The sequence below is a fragment of the Nocardia sp. NPDC004278 genome (assembly GCF_053602975.1).
Window position 1 is genome coordinate 1 of sequence record NZ_JBSGEQ010000024.1, and the last position, 19,853, is coordinate 19,853.

The window sequence follows — 19,853 nt, forward strand, 5'->3', positions numbered from 1 at the left end:
AAGCCGCCGCTCGCCTCGGCCTGCACACTCTCCACTACACCGGCTCACCCGCCGATATCGAGGATCACCTCCGCCTCGCGACCGTCGCCGCATAGGTCCCCGCGAGTCGTCACGGGATTTTCGGGGTCGGCGTAACACGCGACGGCGGCCGACGGCGGCTCTTGATAACGGCGGCGATCACGATGCCCAGGATGATGGTCGCGAAAACGACGACGAAGGTCACGACGGTGGAAAGCGGCGACGAGCCATTTGTATGCGACGCAGCGGGTGCGCTCGGGCCGGCGCTCGGTGTCGTGCCCTGCGCGGCGAGGGCCTTGTCCAGGCGTTCGTAGACCGGGTTGGGCGCGGTGGTCGGAACGCTCTGCCGCAACGCATTACGCAGACTAAGGGCTCCGTAGCCCGTCTGATCGTCCCTGCCGGAAGGGCCCACGTCGGTGACCGTCGCCGTGATCCGCTGCACGATCCGTCGTGCGGATTCGTCAGGGAACTTCGAGCGGATCAAGGCCACCGCACCCGCTACGAGCGCCGTCGCCTGGCTGGTCCCGTACCCGTGGTGGTAAAGCCGGCCGTCCTTGCCGATCGACCCGACGTCGACGCCCGGCCCGGCGACCGTGACGTAGTCCTGCCGCTGTGTCTTCTCCCACGGATCGCCCTGGTGGTCGTACGCGCCGACCGCTACGACGCCGGGACATGCGGCCGGATATTGAGGGTCGTTACCGCCGTCGCCGTCATTCCCGGCGCTGGCAACGAGAACGGCATCCTTCTTCGCCGCGTATGCGACCGCATCGAGAACCTGGGGAGGGCAATGATCGGGGTAGGCGGTCGCGATGTCGGCGTGCGACATGCTGACGACCTTCGCCCCATGGTCTACCGCATAACGAATGGACCGGGCTTCTACGTCGGGTGACGTTTCTCGGTCGACGACTGAAAGGATCCGCGCTTCAGGGGCGATCCCCACCCAGTTGGTCGGTCCCCCGCCTTGCGCGGCAATCAGACTCGCCATGCCGGTGCCGTGGCCGCTCTCCGGATCAGTATCCTGCCTGCCGTCCGTCCCGGTCCCGTTGAAATCGGCACCGGGCAGCACCACACCGTTGAACTCGGGCAGATCCGCGTTCACGCCGGTGTCCAATACGGCAACCGTGACGCCTGCGCCCTTCGTCAGCGGCCAGACGATGCTCTCGATGGCGAAGGAATCGAACCACCACTCTTCCGAGTGCGGCCCAGGGGTCGCTTCGGCGGGACTGCCGAGGGGCGTCATGAGGACACAGCTCGCCAAAACCGCAAGCGCTGATCGCATCACTCGTCGCACCGACTCACCTCGATTGACTCGTCGGTCTCGAGACTGCCGTCCCAGATGTCGTCGTCGTGCCGCAGCCACGTGAACGTTCGCGCTCCTTCTCGCCCTGGCCGTGGCCAGGGTGCATCGGCGGCATCATTTCGCCGGACCCGGCGATGCGCCCGGCCGCAGGCCGCGCCGTTCGCGCCGGCTCCGGAGCATCGGCGGTGCAGGTACGACTCATCGCTACGATGGAGTGTTCCGCCGATACTCTGGGCCCCGACTTTACCGGGCACCCTTATCCGTGTCCTGGCCAAGTTCCGGATGTGTTTCACCGCACCGGCTTTCGAGACGTTCACGATGATGGATGATGGTGGCCGGCACGGACTGCTGCGAACCTGGCACGGTGAGCGGCCGGCCGTCCGGCGCGCACCGAGCCGATTCTAGCTATCGGCCGGATTGGTCGCGGCGTCGCCTTGTCGTTGATTCCGCTGATACCCTTGGTATTTCAGCCGTTTGTGCTGAGAGCACGGCTGCTCACGTGGTGGCGCTGTCGACGCTGGCAGGCGCAGCGTCGATGCGCCTGGCAGGTGGTCGGTGGGACCGGCGCCCCGTGCGGATCGTCCTCGGCCAGAGTGGAATTCAGATCCTCGAGGAATCGCAGCCACGCGCGCCAGTCGACCCGGTAAGCCTCCTCGGTATTCTGGATCGGGCGGTCGTAGTCGGCGGCGGCCGCGTCCAGCGGATCCGCCAATGCGAGATCCGCCGGCCCGCGCGCCTCGGCCGGAACGATATCGGTCACGGCCGGATCGTGGGCACGGGCACCGACGAAGACCCGGTGCCGCGAGGTCGGCTCAGATTCGTGCCAGCGCCTTGGTGCATGGGGCGCAGGAACTCGAGCAGGCGAACGCGCGCCGGTCGGCGTGCGTTCACGCCGCTCTCCGTCTGTCTTGCTGCGGGATTCGACTGTATGCTCGAAAACGGTGATGGAGGGGACGAGTCGTGAGCAGCGGTGCGTCAACTGGCTGGGAACCGCCACTGTCATCATTGGCCGGTGCTCTGTGACTCCTCGAGATCGAACACACCCCGGTTGCGAACGCAATATCATCAGGATCCGACCACACCCGCTCGGCGAATTCCTGACGAAACCTCGAGAGCGTCCCGGCCGACGCTGATTCCACCACTTGACGCCACTCCACGTTCACCAGCATCGCGATCTCCTGCCCCATGCACTCGTAGACGGGTACGAACATAGTCAGCGGGGCAGTGGCGGCACCAGGACCGCACGGAATGCGCCGCTCGCACAGTCGAGCCAGCACGCGGGTGCACTGCGGAGCGATCATGCCGGCCAGGTTGTCCAGGGCAGCGAGCACCGGTTCGCCCTCGCCCCCGAACACCGCCTTGGTCGCCGCGCTTGCGGTGTTGTGCACTGACAGTGCGTATCCGCCCGAGAGCCCAATGGACAGAATTCCTGCGTCACTGACCTGAACGAGGTTGCGCCCGGCCCGGCGTGCATGGGCCACTCCGGTTGAGACATCCCGTTCAGTGGGATTCGAAAGATACGACCGACAACGCTTTGTGACAGGTTTCACAAATCATCACCATCGAACACCACCAGGTCGTTCCCGAACTGCGGAGCCCGATTCATGTCCACCATTTCCAAAGATACCGCCGCTGAAAGACCCAGCGGCGCAATCGAATCCGCTGATACTGGCCGACTCGACGGCGCATCGCCCGCCAGGATATTCGCCGTTCTCGCGGTCATCGTGGCGTTCACCGAGGTCGCCCCGATGCAGTACACGATCGTCGCGGCCGCACTGCAGAAGATCGCACCGACCTTCCCCGGCGTCGGCGCCAATATCAACTGGGCCATTATCGTCTTCGGCCTCATCGGCGCCGCCGCGTCCCCGCTCATCGGCAAGATGAGCGATGTCTGGGGCAAGAAGCGGATGTTCCTGGTCTGCGGTGTGCTCTTCATGATCGGATGCGCGATCGACGCGGTCACCAGCTCCTGGGGGCTGTTCCTGATCGGGCGCGGATTGCAGGCGACCGCGATCGCCACCGCGGTCATCGCCTATGGATTGATCCGAGATCTACTGCCGCGCAAATATGTTCCGCTCGGCCTCGGTGTCACCGCGACCGGGCTCGGACTGTCCGCGGTCGGCGGGCCGCTGCTCGGCGGATACCTCGTCGACAACTACAGCTGGCGCGCGATCTTCTGGGTGCTGGCCGGATTCACACTGCTGATGCTGCCGCTGGTGTGGATCGTGGTGCCCGAATCGAAGTTGCGGGTCAGCGAGCGCATCGATGTGTTCGGTGCGGTACTGCTGTCGGCCGGGGCCGCGTTGACGCTGATCTACCTGGACAAGGGCCAGGACTGGGGTTGGCGCGAACCGCTCACGCTGGCCTGGCTGTTCGGCGGCATCGCGTTGCTGGTGTTGTTCGTCGTGGTCGAGTTGCGCGTCACCCGGCCGATCATGGATATGAAACTGCTGTTCCATCCGCGGGTGGCGCTGGTCCTCGGCGGTGCGCTGTTCGCGTCGTTCCTCATCGGCGTCCAGTCCTACGCACTGGGCTATATGACCCAGACCCCGGACTCCGATACCGTGGCCGCCGGTGTCCAGCAGGCCACCCTCGCGCAGATCCAGCAGCAGACCGGTCAGTCGATGCCGCCCGCGATGGTCCAGGTGCTACTGGATCCCGGATACAGCTACGGAAATGGCTTCACCCTTTTGCAATTCGCCGTCCGAGTCGCATTGTTGCAGTCCGTACTCGCCATGATCTGCGGCGCCCTGGCCGGTGCGCTGGCCCGTAAGATCGGGGCCCGGCTGCCGTTGGTCTTCGCGCTCATGCTGTTCGTCGGCGCGGGCGTCGGCTACGCCGTCCTGCCCCACACCTGGGTCGTATTCCTGTGGGTGAGTGCCGCATTCGGCATCGGATTCGGTTTCTACTACGCGTCCATGCCCATTCTCATGGTCGAGGCCGTGCCACAGGAACAGCAGGGCATCAGCCTCGGCATGCTCGGCGTCATGCAATCCATGGGCGTCGCCATCGGCTTGGCCATTGTCACCGCCTACCTCAACGCCAGTCCGATCACCGCGCAGGTGAGCGTCGCCGGTCAGCCCGCACAAGGATCTGTCATCCCGCAGGTCTTTGCCGACCATGGCTACGAAATGGGCTTCTGGTTCGCGGCGGGCGCCTCGGTGATCGCCCTGCTGATCGCCCTCGTCATGCGCCACGGCCGCACCCCCGCCACCGGCGGCACCGCCCACTGACACGACGCGGACAGCGGGCCGGGACCGTCTGGTTCCGGCCCGTTTTCGTGCGCCGGTCAGTCGGTGAAGCCGTCCATCATGGACAACACGCGGAGCATGACCTCGTCGGCACCGCCGCCGATGCTGAGCAGGCGGCTGTCACGGAAGGCGCGCGAGGTCCAGGTTTCCTCCATATATCCCATGCCACCGTGGATCTGCAGGCACCAGTCCGCCACCCGGCGGCCGAGGCGGGCAGCTTCCAGTTTGCAGATCGTGGCCATGCGGGTGACATCGGTGCCCGCCATATAGGACTGGGCGGTGGTCTCGGTATAGACGCGCAGCATATCGACGCGGGCGGCGAGTTCGGCGTAGGTGTATTGCAGATACTGGTTCGCGGTCAGCGGGTGGCCGAACACTTTCCGCTGCCGGGCATAGTCGCGGGTCAGTTCCAGTTCGAGTGCGCAGGTGATGGGCACGCTGTAGGAGGCGAACATTCGCTCCATCACGAACTGCGACATCTGCTGCTGGAAGCCGCGCCCGATCTCACCGATGGTGTTGCGCACGGGAACTCGGACATTGTCGAGGGTGAGCAGACCGGTATCGGAGGCGCGCATACCGAGCTTGTCGAGTTTGCGGTCGACCCGGAATCCAGGAGTTCCGGTGGGAATGATGATCTGGCTGATGCCGCGGTAGCCGCCCTCGTCGGAGGTGCGCACCAAGGTGCACAGCCAGTCGGCCTGAAGGGCGTTGGTAATGAACATCTTCGAGCCATTGATCACCCAGTCGGCACCGTCGCGACGGGCGTGCGTCCGGATGCCCGCCACATCCGAACCGGCCTCCGGTTCGGTGACCGCGACACCGCAGACCAGCTCGCCACGCATGGCGGGCGCGAGAAACTCCTGTTTGAGTTCGGTACTGCCGTGCGCGTGCAATGACGGCGTCGCCATCGCGACGTGCACGCCGAGCGCCATCGGGAACGATCCGTGCGCGACCCGGCCGAGTTCCTGACACAGCACCACCGTGAACAGGTGGTCCGCACCCTGGCCACCGTAGGCCGGATCGTATTCCAGCCCGAGCATCCCGAGTTTCGCCATATCCGCGAAGATCTCGTGCAACGGCATCCACTCGGCGCGTTCCCACTCATCGACATGCGGATTGATCTTCTGCCCGATATACCGCCGCACCAGCGCACGGAATTCCTGATGCTCATCGCTGTAGATCACGTCGCCCTCCTCACCGAGGCCCCCACTGGCGACGCTAGCCGAGCCCGCCGCCTAAGACGGCCGAATGATCACCGCCAGCGCGCGTGGCGCGGAAACAGTGCGCGCCCCGCCTCATGCGCCACCTCGACCAGGACGCGCGCCAACCGGGCGGTATCCAGAGCCGTTCGCTCCCCGCCGATTTGGCCGGACAGCGACAGCGCCCCCACGGCGGCCCCCCGGCCCCGAATCGGCACGGCCACGCAGGCGATCCCGGTGATCGATTCCTCGTTGTCCAGGGCAACACCCTGCCGGTGCCGGATCCTGGTCAGCTCACGATGCAGTTCCGCCTTGTCGCAGATGGTGCGCGGCGTCAGCTGTGGCAGCCGGTCCCGGAAGGATGTCTCGACAATGCTCGGCTCCAGCGAGGCCAGCAGCGCCTTGCCGAGAGCCGTGGTGTGCGCTGGCATCCGCCCGCCGAGGCGGGTCGGGATGCTGGCGGTAACCCGGCCACCGGCCTTGTCCAGGTATAGCACCTCGCGCCCGTCGAGCACGCCGAGATGGCCGACCATGCCGGTCCGCTGACACAGATCGTGCAGCAGTGGACTCACCACATCGCGAATCTCGTTGTGGTCGGCGGCGAGTCCGCCCAGCTCGAGCGGACGCATGCCGAGTCGGTAACCGCCGGGCGCGTGCGCCAACCAGCGCAGCCGGATCATCTGGTCCAGAATCCGGTGCACGGTGGATCGGGGCAGGCCGGTGCGTTCGGCGAGGCCGAGTAGCGTCAGGGTCGGTGTCGAACCGTCGAAAGCGTCTAGGATCAGCGTCATCCGCTCGATCATGGATACCGGCGTCTGCGCGGGCCGGGTGGTCGGTCGACCCGAACCCGACAACAGCTGTTCGGACTGCGGGCCGGTCAGCACCTCGACCGTCATGGCGCACCTCCATTGTGTAGCGCATCTAGCTTAGAGTATTTCGATTAGGCATGTCCGTTTTCGGCATACCTGTTCGTGTCCCCCATCACAGTGCCGTCGCGCGGACAACCCGGAATCCCGAAAACTACGGAGATCGCTACGGATCTTCTCGGTAGCCGGAATCCGTTATTGACAGCCCACCGAGCGCGCCGCTTACCTTCATGGCGAAACGGAATATTTCTAGTCGAAATAGGAGCGCCATGGCCGTCGTGCTCGACTTCAAGGCCGTCCTCGGCCGGTTCGCCACCGGAGTCACCGCGATCACCGCCCTGGACGGCGCCGAACCCATCGGGTTCGCCTGCCAGTCCTTCTCCGCACTGTCCCTCGATCCGCCCGCGGTGGCCCTGTTCCCGGCCAGGACCTCCACCACCTGGCCGCGCATCCGGACCGCCCGCAAGTTCTGCGTAAACGTGCTCGCCGCGGATCAGGAGGATGTGTGCAGACAGCTCGGTCGCAGCGGTGCCGACAAATTCGACGGCCTCGATTGGCAGCCGTCCCCCAATGGCTCACCGCTGCTGGCCGGATCGATCGCGTGGATCGATTGCGAACTCGGCGGCGAACTCGACGGCGGCGATCACACCATCGTCATCGGCAATGTCACCGCGCTCGGGGCGGACCGTGAGGCCGACCCGCTGCTGTTCTACCGCTCCGGATTCGAGCGCCTTACCAGCGTTTGAGCTCGCTCCCGACCAGTGGGACGCCACCTTTCGGCAACGGCGGACACCGCCGAACCATCGAAGCACAACGACACGGACGACGAACGTGGAGGACCAATGAGCCCGGCGAACACCGACGACCAGGTGCGCGTGATCGACACCGGCGCCCCGCCGACCCGATACGCCCGCGGCTGGCACTGCATCGGCCTTGCCGACAGCTTCCGCGACAGTAAACCGCACACCATCGAAATCTTCGGCACCGAACTGGTGGTGTTCGCGGGCGAGGACGGCACGCTGCATGTGCTCGACGCCTACTGCAGGCATATGGGTGGCAACCTCGGCGACGGCACCATCAAGGGCGACACCATCGCCTGCCCGTTCCACGACTGGCGCTGGAAGGGCAATGGCCGCTGCGCCGCGATCCCCTATGCCCGCCGGGTGCCCCCGCTGGCCCGTACCAAGTCCTGGGTCACGATGGAGCAGAACAAGCAGCTGTTCGTCTGGAACGATCCGGAGGGCAATCCACCGCCCGCGGATGTCGCGATTCCCCGGATCGAGGGCGCGTTCAGCGACGAGTGGAGCGACTGGACCTGGAATCAGATCACCATCGAGGGTGCGAACTGTCGCGAGGTCATCGACAACGTCGTGGATATGGCGCATTTCTTCTATGTGCACTACGCCTTCCCGACCTACTTCAAGAACGTCTTCGAGGGGCACATCGCCAGTCAGTACATGACCTCGATAGGCCGCGAGGATATGCAGGGTGAACTGGCCAAGGAAGCGGGCGGCCAGAACACGCTGCATTCGGAGGCGCACTACTTCGGCCCTTCCTACATGATCGATTACCTGGTCAACGAATCCAATGGGCAGACAGTCGAATCCGTGCTGATCAACTGCCACTACCCGGTCTCGCCCACCAAGTTCGTGCTGCAATACGGCGCGATCGTGAAGAAGCTGCCCGGCCTCTCGGCCGATGAGGCCGAGGCGATGGCGGTGCGCTTCGCCAATGGACTCGGCCGCGGTTTCGAACAGGATGTGGCGATCTGGGAGCGCAAGACCCGCATCGACAATCCGCTGTTGTGTGAGGAGGACGGACCGGTCTATCAGCTGCGGCGCTGGTACGAGCAGTTCTATACCGATATCGCCGAGGTGGAGCCGAAGATGACCGACCGCTTCGAATTCGAGGTCGACACCACCCGCGCGATCACCGCGTGGGAGGCCGAGGTCGCCGAGAATCTGGCCGCCCAACGCGCGGACGCCTGAACGGACCAGTGATGGATTGCGTCACCTGCCACGCCTGTCGAAACCAGGTGTCCGTGGTCAAATTCAGCCCCGCGCATACGAGTGTGCAGTGGAGTTCCGCCGCTCGCGCGCACTGTGCCGAGTTCGCCCGCGATGGCGGCGGGCCGGTGCGCGGCTGCGCGGCCTTGCGCGACAGTATCGAAAAGGCCGTCACCTCGGGCGAAGTCGGGTTGACCACGCGTGATCGGGATCTGCTGTGAGCACGGCGGAAACGCTGCGGGTGGTTCGCGTGATCGCCGAAACCCACGACGCGGTATCGCTGGAACTGGTCGCCGAATCGGGTCGGCCACTGCCCTATCGCCCCGGCCAGTTCCTGACACTGCGGATCCCCAGTGCGCGAACCGGTTCGGTGGCCCGCTCGTACTCGCTGTCCAGCGCACCGCACGAGGATGGGCCACTCAAGGTCACCGTCAAACGGACCGAGGGCGGCTACGGTTCGAACTGGCTGTGCGATAACGCCGTCGCGGGCATGACCATCGATAGTCTGGCGCCCGCGGGAGTCTTTACGCCCGACTCGCTCGACACCGATCTGCTGCTGCTCGCGGCGGGTAGCGGGATCACGCCGGTGCTGTCCATCCTGAAATCGGCGCTGGCGCAGGGGTCCGGACGTTGCACCCTGATCTATGCCAACCGCGACGATGACTCGGTGATCTTCGCCGACGAACTGCGGTCGCTGACCGCCGCCTACCCGGATCGCCTGGTCGTGCTGCATTGGCTCGAGTCCGTACAGGGCTTGCCGTCGGTGCGCACACTGACCACCCTGGTCGCGCCGTGGTCGGACCGCGAGGTATTCGTCTGCGGCCCGGTGCCCTTCATGGACGCCGTGGTCGAGGCGTCCGGCAATCTCGGCATGGACCGCACCCGCGTGCATGTCGAGAAGTTCGTTTCGCTATCGGGCGACCCCTTCGCCGAGGTCGACGACGACACCGGCGACGCCGCGCTCGTCGAGGTCGAACTCGACGGCACTACCAACGAATTCCCGTGGCCACGTAATACAGTGCTGCTCGATCTACTGCTCGCCCGCGGCGTCGAAGCACCGTACTCCTGCCGTGCGGGCGCCTGTAGCGCATGTGTCTGCCGGGTCGTCGACGGCGAAGTGAAGCTGCTGCGCAACGAAGTACTGGAACGCGAGGACCTGGCCGACGGCTATGTGCTGGCCTGCCAGGCGGTGCCGGTAACCGACACGGTCCGGATCACCTATGAATGAGGAGAACACCCCTATGGGCATTATCAGCTCGCTCGGCTATGTGAAGGTCGCGGTCGCCGATCCGGCGGCCTGGCGCACCTTCGCCTTCGATGTGATCGGCTTCGCCGAGGGTACCGGTCCGGATCCGGACGCGATCTACCTGCGCATGGACGAGCACGTCGCGCGCCTGGTCCTGGTGCCGGGCGAGACCGACAAGGTGCTCGCCATCGGCTGGGAGGTGCGCGACCACCGCGCGCTCGCCGAGGCACGAGAGGCGGTGGCGCAGGCCGGAATCGAAGTCGCCGCACTCACCGTGGCCGAGGCGGATGCCCGCAGCGTGGAGGAGGCGATCACCTTCCGCGATCCCTCCGGCACCACCATCGAGATCTTCCACGGCCCGGTCCTCGACCACAGCCCCGTCGTCGGCAAACACGGAAACCGTTTCGTCACCGAGGGTCTCGGTCTCGGCCACGTGGTGCTGCCGGTGCCCGACCTCGACGACGCGTTCCGTTTCTACACCGACGTCCTCGGTTTCCTGCCGCGCGGCGCGTTCCGGCTGCCGACGCCGCCCGAGTACGGTCCGGTGCGCATCCGCTTCCTCGGTGTGAATCAGCGCCACCACAGCCTGGCGCTGATCCCCTCCGGCGGTAAGGAGGGCTCTGGCCTGGTGCACATCATGGTCGAGGTCGACCGTCTCGATGATGTCGGCCGTGCCCTGGATCGGGTGAACAAGGCCGGATACCACCTGTCCTCCACGCTGGGCCGCCACACCAACGACAAGATGATCTCCTTCTACGTCCGTACGCCGGGCGGCTGGGATCTCGAATTCGGCACCGAGGGTGTGCTGGTGGACGAAACCACCTACACCGCAGAAGAAATGACGGCCGACAGCTATTGGGGTCACGACTGGGACCGCAGCTGAACCCACCGCATGTAAGGACAATTGAATGAGCGACAACCAGTTCGGCCCCACCAGGTTCGGATTCTTCATCGCCCCATACCATCCGCTCACCGGCAACCCGACCCTGCAACTCCAGCGCGACCTCGGACTGGTGGAGCTGGCCGACCGACTCGGCTTCGCCGAGGCCTGGGTCGGCGAACATCATTCGGCCGGACTGGAGATCATCGCCGCACCCGAGGTATTCCTCGCCGCCGCGGCCCAGCGGACCAGCCGCATCCGTCTGGGCACCGGTGTGAACTCCCTGCCCTACCACCAGCCGATGATGCTCGCCGACCGCATCTGCCTGCTGGATCACCTGACCATGGGCCGCACCATGATGGGCGTCGGCCCCGGTCAGCTGGCCACCGATGCCGCCATGATGGGCATCGATCCGGTCCGCCAGCGCGACATGATGCACGAATCCATGGACGTGCTGGTCCGCCTGCTGCGCGGTGAGACGGTGACCGCCGAAAGCGACTGGTATCACCTGAGCGAGGCCCGCCTGCAACTGCTGCCCTATCAGGTCGACGGTCTGGAAATGGCGGTGGCCTCGACGATTTCACCGTCCGGCGCGGTGCTGGCCGGACGGCACGGCGCCGGTCTGCTGTCCCTGGCGGCCTCCGATCCCGGCGGATACGATGCGCTGCTGCCGAATTGGCAGGTCTATGAGAAGACCATGGCCGAACACGGCCATACCGTCGATCGCGCCAAATGGCGGCTGGTCGCGCCGATACACATCGCCGAAACCCGCGAACAGGCGATGCGCGAAGCCGAATGGGGCGTCGGACATCTCGTCGACTACATCGAAAAACTCAGCGGCCGCAGCGCGCCGTGGAATACCTCGGCCCGCGCCGCCGTCGAACAGTGGACCGGTGCAGGGTTCCCGGCCTTCGGCCGCGCCACCATCGGTACCCCCGACGATGCCATCGCGACCATCGAGAAACTCGCCGAACAGTCCGGCGGCTTCGGCACCTTCCTGCTGCTCGGACTGAATATCGCGGACTGGGACGCCACCCAGCGTTCGGCCCGACTCTTCGCCGAACAGGTGATCCCGCATTTCACCCGGGCCAACCGCAATCGCACCGCCTCGCTGGAGTGGGCCCATGCCAATAGCGAACGGATGATCGGCGGCCTGACTGCTGGCATTCAGAGTGCCTTCGAGAAGTACGGCCAGACCTTGGCTTCCGCACTGGGCACCGAGGAGGCCAACTGATGCGCGCGGTGGTGATGCGGGCCGGTGCACTGGTCGTCGACGAGGTGCCCGAGCCCGTGCCCGGACCCGGCCAGGTCCTGGTCGAGACGATTTCCTGCGGTATCTGCGGATCCGATAAGCAGGCCCTGGACTACACGGACGAATTCCTGCAGGCCTCCCGCGACAGTGGTGTCCCCACTTTCCAATTCGATCCCGATCGCGATGTCGTCATGGGTCACGAAATCGCGGCACGAGTGGTCTCGGCCGGACCGGATACCCCGCATACCGAGGGACAGCTGGTGGTGGCCCTGCCATGGGCCATCGATCATGCGGGCCAGATCCACGGTGTCGGGTTCTCCAATGAATTCCCGGGCGGCTACGGCGAACGCATGGTGTTGCAGGCCATGGCGTTGGAGCCGATTCCGGATTCGGTCGCACCGCACGTCGCGGCGCTCACCGAACCGCTCGCCGTCGGCTTCGGCAATGTCGTGCGCACCGGGATCGGGCCCGGCGGCTCCGGCATCGTGATCGGTTGCGGCCCGGTGGGTTTGGGTGCGGTCGCCGCGCTGGCCGAGCGCGGGGTGGCCCCGATTGTCGCCTCCGATCCGTCGAAGCTGCGGCGCGATACCGCATTGCGGCTCGGCGCGCACCGCGTTGTCGACCCCGCTGTCGCAGATCCGATCGAGGTCTGGCGGGAGGCCGCATCCCCCGGCCAGCTCCTGCACGTCTGGGTCTGTGCCGCGGTCCCCGGCATGATCAACGAGCTGATGTACAAGGTCCCGCGCCTGACCACGATTCTCCAGGTCGGCGCGGTGATGACCGATGATGTCATCCGCCCGATCGTCGGCATCTACAAGGACATCTCGCTGCAGATGTGCATGGTCTACCCGCATGAGGAGTACGCGAAGACCCTGCACCGCATCGCCGACGGCACCATCGATGCCGCCTCGCTCATTACCGATCAGGTCGGGCTGAGCGGCGTCGCCGGTGCCATCGACGCACTGCGCAATCCGGACGATCACATTCAGATCCTGGTGCGACCGGATCTCTGACCGCCCCGGGGCCGTATCGTCGAGGACGGCGGTCGAGGGCGACGAAGGGGCTGGTCATGGCATTGCGTACCGATCTCACCGAGATGTTCGGCATCGAGCACCCGGTCATGCTGGCCCCGATGGGCGGGGTGGCGGGCGGCGAGTTGGCCGCGGCGGTTTCCGAGGGCGGCGGATTCGGCCTGATCGGCGCCGGTGGCGGCGATCCGGACCTGCTCGATCGGGAATGCGGGGTGCTCGCGGCCCGCACCGAAAAGCCCTGGGGCGTCGGGTTATTGAGCTGGGCAACCGATCTGAATGCCGTACTGCGAGTAGTAGAGCGCCGCCCGGCGGCGATCATGTTGTCCTTCGGCGATCCCACACCGTACGCGGATGCCGTACTGGCGGCCGATATTCGCCTGCTCGTCCAGGTGACCACCACGGATGAGGCCGCCCGCGCCCTCGACGCGGGCGCGCATGTCCTGGTCGCACAGGGCGGCGAGGCGGGCGGACACGGCGGCGCGCGCGGCACGCTGCCGTTCGTACCAGCCGTCGTGGATCTGGCGGGGACGGTGCCGGTACTCGCCGCGGGCGGCATAGCCGACGGTCGCGGGCTGGCCGCCGCACTCGTGCTGGGTGCGGCCGGTGCGCTGATCGGGACGCGCTTCGAGGCCACACCCGAAGCCCTGATATCCGCCGAACAGGCAAAGGCTATCGTCGAGGCCGATGCGGGTGACACCGAACGCAACCGGATCATCGACATCGCGCGCGAATCCCCGTGGCCCGCCGAATACACCGCCCGCACGCTGCGCAATAGCTTCCTCGACGAGTGGCACGGCCGCGAAGCCGAACTCGCGGCCGATTCGGTTGCGCGACAGCGGTATCGAGACGCGGCCGAGCGGGGCGACCTGGACTGTCTGCCGACCTGGGCGGGCGAGGCGGTCGGCCTGATCGACGGCCTGGAGTCGGCCGCCGATCTGGTGGGCCGGATCAGCGGCGACGCCGAGCAGGTGATTCGGCGTGCCGCGGGGCGCTGCGGTTAGTCGGCTCATCCTCGGTCATCGCGTGTAGCCATTCGCGGGTGTAGCGCTCGGCCAGCAACGGCAGGAAGTTGTCGATGGTGGCGTGGTCCGCAACGTGGTCATAGGCGGAGCGCAAGCACTGGTCGACGGTTTCGTCGGGGACCTCGTCGAATTCGCGCTCCAATCGGCGCGCGGCGGTACGCAGCGCCAGCTGCTGATCAATGGACGGGTCATGGTGTTCGTGCGGGGTGCGACCTTCGGTCATGGCGGACTCCTGGCCAAGATGAACTTGCGATGCGGTGGGCGCAGCGGGGCGCGCCGACTACTGCGTCCACCAATCGGATACCCGCTACGCCCGCGCGAACACCCGCAATTGTGGGGCGGATCCGGTGCTTTTCTCAGCGCGGATTCCGCGCTACCGTTCTGGCATATCGCAATAGCCTCGTGGAGGTGGTCGGAATGCTCGGCGAGAATCCGATGTGGGTGGCACCGGAGGCGTGCACGTTGCCCACCGAACAACAGCCATTGCGCGTAGGTGAGTTCGCGCTCCTGTTCGCAACGGCACTGCGCAAGATCGAGCGCCCGGCGCCGACCCTGCTCCGACTCGAACTCGACGCCGCGGCCACGGCGAGCGCGCAAGATCTCGCGGCCCGCGAATCGAGCTGCTGCGCCTTCTTCAGCTTCGCGTTCACCCCCGCCGAGCCGGGCGCGGTATTCATGGATATCCAGGTGCCATCCGCCCACATCGCGGTCCTGGACGGCCTTGCCGCACAGGCCGCGGCCGCACAGCCGACGGCTCCGTCGGACGGCTAGAACAAGTTCTTGTTTTGCCGCTTCGTGAGTGCCAAGCTGAACGGATGGATCTCGACGCCATCGAAGCCGTCCGCCAGCTCAAGTACCGCTACTTCCGAACGCTGGATCTCAAGCAATGGGACGACTTCGCGGACACCCTCGCCGTCGACGTCGCCGGTCGCTACGGCACCCACGCCATGGGCGCACCGCTGACCCTGGACGGCCGTGACGCCGTCACCGCGTTCATGCGCGAGAACCTCGGGCCCGCCATCGTCACGACCCATATCGCCAACCATCCGGAGATCACCGTGGACGGCGATACCGCAATAGGCTCTTGGGCTTTCGAGGACACCGTGATCGCCACCGAATACGGCGTACTGATCCGCGGCGCGGGCTACTACACCGACAGCTACCGCCGCGACAGCGACGGCCGCTGGCGCATCACCGCGACGAGCTATCAGCGCATCTACGAGTCGATGCAATCCCTCGCCGACACCCCCAGCTACCAACTCCTGTCCAACATGTGGGCGGCCGGGACCCCGAAATAAGACAGCCGATAAGGTGGATCCGCTATGGCCACCATCCGGCATGAAATTTCGATCGACGTCGACCCGAAGCACGTATGGGCGGCCCTGCGCGATATCGGCGCCGTGCACGAACGCCTGCTGCCCGAATATGTCGTCGATACCCGAATCGATGGCGACGTCAGATTTTTGACCATGCCCGGCGGCAATGTGATCCGCGAACTGATCGTCACCATCGATGACGAGGCGCGCAGACTGGCCTACTCGGCCGTCGAGGGCTTCCAATTGCCACTCACCCACCACCACGCCTCCTTCCAGGTCCTCGATGCCGACAACGGTCGCAGCACCCTGGTTTGGGTCACCGACGTGCTGCCCCACAATGCCGCCGACCAGGTGCGTCCACGAGTCGAACGCGGCGCCCAAGTAATGAAGACAACCATCGAACAACACCATCCAGCCTGAGAAACACCCACCCCACCTACCGTGCGCCCCCCAAAACGACCGTCATGAGCCGAGAATGCGCTGGTGCAGGTGCGTTCTCGACGTTTGCCTGCGGGGAGTGCATGGTGATCGCTTGTCCAAGGGCTACCCGGCATGCTGGGTGAAGATTGGATTTGGGGCCACTATTTTGCGGGTGGCACTCGACTCGGGCGGGTCGTGCGCGGAGTGTGTCAGGTATGTCTTCGCTTGCGCCCGATGAGTTCACGACCGAGACCGTCTATCTGAATACCGCTTCGCATGGATTGCCGTCCGCGCGCTCATTGGCGGCGGTGCAGGAGATCAACGCGTTCTGGGCGGCGGGTCGTGGTGCACCGGCGACGCGGGATGATCTGGTACCCGAATTGCGGGCCGGGTTCGCGCGATTGCTGGCGGGCGCTTCGGTCGACGATATCGCGCTCGGGGCAACCGTGGCCGGGCTGATCGCGCCGGTGGTCGCCGCATTGCCGCCGGGAGCGGAAGTATTGCTCGCCGAAGGCGAATTCTCTTCCGTCTCCATGCCTTTCGTGCATCGCGGCGATCTCGCCGTGCGGTTCGTGCCATTGGAGCGCCTTGCCGAAGAGGTGCGGCCCGAAACGGCATTGGTCGCGGTCAGCGTCGTGCAGTCCAAGGACGGCCGGACCACGGATATGCCGCTGTTGCGCGCGGCCACCCGGGCGCACAATGCCCGACTGCTGGCCGATGCCACCCAGGCCGCCGGATGGTTGCCGCTGCGTTTCGACGATGCCGACTATTGGGTGTGTGCGACATTCAAGTGGCTGATCGGCGCGCGCAGCGTCACATTCTTCGCCGCCGCACCGGAAGCCGCCGCCGAGTTGCGCCCGATCAGCCCCGGCTGGTACGCGGCGGCCGACCGCTGGGCCGAACTCTACGACCCGATCGCACTGTCGAGCACCGCCCAGCGATTCGACTCCACTCCGGACTGGCTCGGCGTCATTGCAGCGCTGGCAGGTCTGTCGTTGCTCGAGGAGCTGACCATCGACAAGATCGGCGCCCACAACCGCGAACTCGCCACCCGGTTCCGAACCGGGTTGGCAGAGTTGGGTTTCCAGTCGGTACCCGCCGATTCAGCGATCATCTCGGTGCCCGGCGCAGGCGATGCGGCAGCCCGCCTGGAAGCGGCGGGCATCATCACATCCGCCCGCGGCGGCGGCCTGCGCTTCTCCTTCCACCTCTACAACAGCACCGACGATGTGGACCGAGCACTGACCGCCCTCGCCGAGCGCTGACAACCGCACGCTCCACAGGGTTCGATCAGGCCGCACCAGGCGCTTGACGACCTGACACCCAGCGCAGCCCATACCGGCGTTGACCAGCGGAGAACCGCTCATTAAGCGACACTATCGTGCGCGTGTCGGTTCTCGGAGGGGCCGGCGGCCGGCGGTGCAAGCTGTCGGTCAATCAAGGTGCCGGAGGTCGGGCCAGAGTTGTGCCCATGTGCCGTGGGGTTGTTCGCACAGATAGATGGCGGCGTGTTGGGCGGTTTCCTGATCGGTCAATCCGGTCGGCAAAGTGATCGGTGCTATCTCAGTGACTTGTGTCCAGAAGTGATGCAGGTAAGCGGTGTCCCATTGGCCGACGCACAGCACGGTGTCGGGAGTACCTTCCGGTGGCCCCCAGAGCAGGTAGTTGTTGTGGCCGCTGAGCACCTGCCGGTGCAATCCCATCGCGGGCCCGAGGATAGTCACTGCACCGGCTTCGCCGTAGTTGCTGGCGAAGACGGGGACCTCGGTCGGCAACGGTGCTGCGGCGCGGACGATCTGATCGACGAATCGGGGCCAGCCGTAAGTTTCCATGAGTTGGGGATTTGCCGACCGGAGTGCGGTCTCGGCGTGTGGGGGCAGCACGGGCAACCCGATCACGAGCGCGACGATCGCCGAGGCGGCGAGCGCGATCGTCCAGCGTACGCGTCCGCGGTTGGTCGCGTATGTTTCGGCCCGCACCGCCCCGGCCGCGAATAGACCGGCCAGTGCCGGGGCGGCATAGTACGATTTGCCGCCGCTGACGGTGAACAGCAACACGACCACCACAGCTGCGGCCAGCATCCAGCGGTGCGCACACCCGGCTCGCGAAAGCAGATGGCGCACACCCGATAACCACAGCACGATCAACGGAGGGCCGGCCAGCAGCAACAGCAATGTCGGCAGATGTGTCAGCGAGCCGACGGCACCGCCCTGCTGGGTGGCGAGCTCTCGGGCCATCTCCAGATTCGCCCACTGGTGCCGGGCGTCCCACACGATGTTCGGTGCGGCGATAAGGACGGCCACCGCGCCTGCCAGCCAGGGGCCGCGGCCGCGCAGCGCATCGCGGCGGAACGACAGCAGGCCGACGGCAAGGCCGATCAGCAGCACCGCGAGGGTGTCTTTGGTCTGCAATCCGAGACCGGCTACCGCGCCCACGGCGAGCCACGCTCGTGTCGTACGCAGTCGCAGAGCCCTGGCCGTCAGCGCAAGCGCTGCCACCCAAGCCAACTGATCCAGCACCGTCGTGCCGAAAATCATTGCGGCGGCCACGAATACCGGACAGGCCGCGACAGCCGCCGCGGCCAGGGTTTGCGCACGCCGTCGCCCGCCGAGTTCGGCTGCCAGCACCGCCGTCAGCAAGATGCATCCGACTTGAGCGGCAATCGCCACCAGGCGCAACGGCAGCACTCCACCGGGCAGGTCGGCGGCCAACCGGGCCAGCAGCGGAGCCAGCGGCGGCTGGTCGACGTACCCCCAATCCAGGTGCCGGCCGCAGATGACGTAATAGAACTCGTCACGATGCCAGCCGAAACGGGTGGCCACCAGAAGATGCACCATCGCCGCAGCCGCCCCGACCACCGACACCGGACGCCAGGCGATTGGTGCACGGGCAGGCGTATCCTGCTCCGCCAACGCGGACGGAGCGGGTTGGTGCTGGGCGGTTGCCCAGCTGATCTCATTCACGATCGCCGCTTTCTCGGAGTGATCAGTCAGGTTGGCCGGCGGGAACGAACGCGGCCATCAGCAGGTGACGAACAGTGTTGCGGCTGGTCTCGTCATCGAACATCGCCGAATCGGGATCACCGTGGCGGTGCATGGCGAACCAGGCGATGGTTTCCACGATGAATCGCGCCGCAGCCGCGGCGTCGGGAACCGGCCGCAGCCGACGCGCGCGGATCCGGGACTGTAGGACTTCTCCCAGCTGCTCGAGCATGCTCCGACGCCGCTGCACGAAATACAGCTGCGCCAGCTCAGGCAGCTCGCCCGCGCACCACTCGACAAGTTTGAGGACTCGCCGGTTGCGATCGATGAATTCGTAAAGCTCGTCGATGATTTCGCCGAACTCCTGATCGGCCGGCCGCTGCGGCGTATGGGTCGCGGCGTGCGCTAGCACCGGCAAGCCCGCCTGGTCGGTGACCCAGGCATCGAACAGATCGGCGATCCGATGCGGCGGCAAGGCGGCCACCGGGATCGCGAGCGTATCCACCTCGGCCGGGCGCAGCGCCCCCAGCAAAGCCAGGTGCAGCAGGGCTTGCTTGCTCTCGACATAGGTGTACAGCGCGCCGTGACTGAGCCCGAGCGCGGACGCGACATCCGAAATCCCGGCGGATCGAAATCCCTTGTCCGTGAACACTTCACACGCCGCATCAACGATATCGGCCAATGGCCGAGCGACCACACGTCCACGCACCCGCTCACCATAGATTGACTGACCAAGTCAGTCAATTATGTGATCGACACGCTCCGCTGCCGGATCGGCGATCGTGGTGCGTTTGACCTTGCCGCGCACCACGTCTCGCCGTCCGGGCTGACGCATGAGCCGTTCAACCGTGCAGCGAGCCACGCGGATGCATTCCCGATTCAGTTGCAGCCACACCTTTCTCGCGCCGTAGACGCCGAAGTTCTCGGCATGAACGCGCTGGATCTGTGGGGTCAGGTCCTCGTCGCGTCGCTCCGGCTTGGTGGCGGGCTTGTAGCGGTGCGCGTAATAGGTTGATGGGGCGGCTTTCACGCCGAGCTCGGGCCCGGAACGTCGCCGTGCTCATC

The 19,853-nt window shown here is 66.0% G+C and carries 21 protein-coding genes and 1 pseudogene; 13 read left to right on the forward strand and 9 right to left on the reverse strand.

Translation table 11 applies throughout. The features are described 5' to 3' along the window. Window positions 1-109: 109 nt before the first annotated feature. The 3 genes from ACWEO2_RS30175 to ACWEO2_RS30185 all read right to left on the reverse strand — a co-directional run bounded on the left by ACWEO2_RS30175 (window position 110) and on the right by ACWEO2_RS30185 (window position 2,706). Window positions 110-1,258, reverse strand: coding sequence for a S8 family serine peptidase (locus tag ACWEO2_RS30175; RefSeq protein WP_452408425.1), 1,149 nt, complete (start codon window positions 1,256-1,258; stop codon window positions 110-112). A gap of 526 nt (window positions 1,259-1,784) precedes the next feature. Further along, on the reverse strand, window positions 1,785-2,078 hold the full coding sequence (locus ACWEO2_RS30180) for a hypothetical protein (protein ID WP_452408426.1): 294 nt from the start codon (window positions 2,076-2,078) through the stop codon (window positions 1,785-1,787). Between the two features lie 127 nt (window positions 2,079-2,205). After that, window positions 2,206-2,706 (reverse strand): hypothetical protein, encoded by a 501-nt coding sequence (locus ACWEO2_RS30185; RefSeq protein ID WP_452408427.1) that lies wholly within the window; start codon window positions 2,704-2,706, stop codon window positions 2,206-2,208. A 216-nt stretch (window positions 2,707-2,922) separates the two neighbouring features. Between ACWEO2_RS30185 and ACWEO2_RS30190 the strand changes: the two genes are divergently transcribed. Beyond that, the gene (locus tag ACWEO2_RS30190; RefSeq protein ID WP_452408428.1) at window positions 2,923-4,551 is read left to right on the forward strand and encodes an MFS transporter; all 1,629 of its coding nucleotides are present in this window, start codon (window positions 2,923-2,925) and stop codon (window positions 4,549-4,551) included. A gap of 56 nt (window positions 4,552-4,607) precedes the next feature. Here ACWEO2_RS30190 and ACWEO2_RS30195 read toward each other — a convergent pair whose 3' ends face one another. Both ACWEO2_RS30195 and ACWEO2_RS30200 read right to left on the reverse strand, forming a co-directional pair. Continuing rightward, complete coding sequence (locus tag ACWEO2_RS30195) at window positions 4,608-5,753, reverse strand: acyl-CoA dehydrogenase family protein (protein WP_452408429.1); 1,146 nt, start codon at window positions 5,751-5,753, stop codon at window positions 4,608-4,610. A 68-nt stretch (window positions 5,754-5,821) separates the two neighbouring features. Next, complete coding sequence (locus ACWEO2_RS30200; protein ID WP_354956263.1) at window positions 5,822-6,664, reverse strand: IclR family transcriptional regulator; 843 nt, start codon at window positions 6,662-6,664, stop codon at window positions 5,822-5,824. 239 nt (window positions 6,665-6,903) lie between these two features. On the opposite strand from ACWEO2_RS30200, the gene ACWEO2_RS30205 reads away from it, so the two are divergent. The 8 genes from ACWEO2_RS30205 (at window position 6,904) to ACWEO2_RS30240 (ending at window position 14,050) form a co-directional block, all read left to right on the forward strand. Next, entirely contained in the window at window positions 6,904-7,380 is a 477-nt protein-coding gene (locus ACWEO2_RS30205; RefSeq protein WP_452408430.1) for a flavin reductase family protein, read from the forward strand. Between the two features lie 96 nt (window positions 7,381-7,476). After that, entirely contained in the window at window positions 7,477-8,622 is a 1,146-nt protein-coding gene (locus ACWEO2_RS30210; protein ID WP_452408431.1) for a Rieske 2Fe-2S domain-containing protein, read from the forward strand. Between the two features lie 53 nt (window positions 8,623-8,675). Continuing rightward, on the forward strand, window positions 8,676-8,861 hold the full coding sequence (locus tag ACWEO2_RS30215; RefSeq protein ID WP_354956258.1) for a hypothetical protein: 186 nt from the start codon (window positions 8,676-8,678) through the stop codon (window positions 8,859-8,861). Further along, window positions 8,858-9,868: a 2Fe-2S iron-sulfur cluster-binding protein gene (locus ACWEO2_RS30220; RefSeq protein WP_452408432.1), complete on the forward strand. Its 1,011-nt coding sequence runs from the start codon at window positions 8,858-8,860 to the stop codon at window positions 9,866-9,868. Before ACWEO2_RS30215 ends, ACWEO2_RS30220 begins: the two co-directional genes overlap by 4 nt. Before the next feature lie 13 nt (window positions 9,869-9,881). Next, window positions 9,882-10,769 (forward strand): VOC family protein, encoded by an 888-nt coding sequence (locus tag ACWEO2_RS30225; protein WP_452408540.1) that lies wholly within the window; start codon window positions 9,882-9,884, stop codon window positions 10,767-10,769. 25 nt (window positions 10,770-10,794) lie between these two features. Further along, on the forward strand, window positions 10,795-12,000 hold the full coding sequence (locus ACWEO2_RS30230) for an LLM class flavin-dependent oxidoreductase (RefSeq protein ID WP_452408433.1): 1,206 nt from the start codon (window positions 10,795-10,797) through the stop codon (window positions 11,998-12,000). After that, window positions 12,000-13,031: a zinc-binding dehydrogenase gene (locus tag ACWEO2_RS30235; RefSeq protein WP_452408434.1), complete on the forward strand. Its 1,032-nt coding sequence runs from the start codon at window positions 12,000-12,002 to the stop codon at window positions 13,029-13,031. The genes ACWEO2_RS30230 and ACWEO2_RS30235 overlap by 1 nt, the downstream gene beginning before the upstream one ends. Window positions 13,032-13,087: 56 nt before the next feature. Then, complete coding sequence (locus ACWEO2_RS30240) at window positions 13,088-14,050, forward strand: NAD(P)H-dependent flavin oxidoreductase (RefSeq protein WP_452408435.1); 963 nt, start codon at window positions 13,088-13,090, stop codon at window positions 14,048-14,050. Here ACWEO2_RS30240 and ACWEO2_RS30245 read toward each other — a convergent pair. Further along, window positions 13,998-14,294, reverse strand: a complete 297-nt coding sequence (locus tag ACWEO2_RS30245; RefSeq protein ID WP_452408436.1) for a three-helix bundle dimerization domain-containing protein — start codon at window positions 14,292-14,294, stop codon at window positions 13,998-14,000. The two genes, ACWEO2_RS30240 and ACWEO2_RS30245, sit on opposite strands and share 53 nt — an antisense overlap. A gap of 194 nt (window positions 14,295-14,488) precedes the next feature. Here ACWEO2_RS30245 and ACWEO2_RS30250 point away from each other — a divergent pair, with 194 nt between their 5' ends. From ACWEO2_RS30250 to ACWEO2_RS30265, 4 genes are all read left to right on the forward strand, one after another. After that, window positions 14,489-14,842, forward strand: a complete 354-nt coding sequence (locus ACWEO2_RS30250) for a hypothetical protein (RefSeq protein WP_452408437.1) — start codon at window positions 14,489-14,491, stop codon at window positions 14,840-14,842. A gap of 44 nt (window positions 14,843-14,886) precedes the next feature. Continuing rightward, entirely contained in the window at window positions 14,887-15,369 is a 483-nt protein-coding gene (locus ACWEO2_RS30255; protein WP_452408438.1) for a nuclear transport factor 2 family protein, read from the forward strand. A gap of 24 nt (window positions 15,370-15,393) precedes the next feature. Further along, window positions 15,394-15,807 (forward strand): SRPBCC family protein, encoded by a 414-nt coding sequence (locus ACWEO2_RS30260; protein WP_452408439.1) that lies wholly within the window; start codon window positions 15,394-15,396, stop codon window positions 15,805-15,807. A gap of 215 nt (window positions 15,808-16,022) precedes the next feature. Then, a complete protein-coding gene (locus tag ACWEO2_RS30265; RefSeq protein ID WP_452408440.1) occupies window positions 16,023-17,072 on the forward strand; it encodes an aminotransferase class V-fold PLP-dependent enzyme in 1,050 nt (349 codons plus the stop codon). Window positions 17,073-17,240: 168 nt separating this feature from the next. On the opposite strand, the gene ACWEO2_RS30270 is transcribed toward ACWEO2_RS30265, so the two are convergent. The 3 genes and pseudogenes from ACWEO2_RS30270 to ACWEO2_RS30280 all read right to left on the reverse strand — a co-directional run. Then, the gene (locus tag ACWEO2_RS30270) at window positions 17,241-18,770 is read right to left on the reverse strand and encodes a glycosyltransferase family 39 protein (protein ID WP_452408441.1); all 1,530 of its coding nucleotides are present in this window, start codon (window positions 18,768-18,770) and stop codon (window positions 17,241-17,243) included. A 22-nt stretch (window positions 18,771-18,792) separates the two neighbouring features. After that, window positions 18,793-19,497, reverse strand: a complete 705-nt coding sequence (locus tag ACWEO2_RS30275; RefSeq protein WP_452408442.1) for a TetR/AcrR family transcriptional regulator — start codon at window positions 19,495-19,497, stop codon at window positions 18,793-18,795. 36 nt (window positions 19,498-19,533) lie between these two features. Then, window positions 19,534-19,758, reverse strand: a pseudogene (locus tag ACWEO2_RS30280) (IS3 family transposase); the annotation flags it as partial. Between the last annotated feature and the right edge of the window lie 95 nt (window positions 19,759-19,853).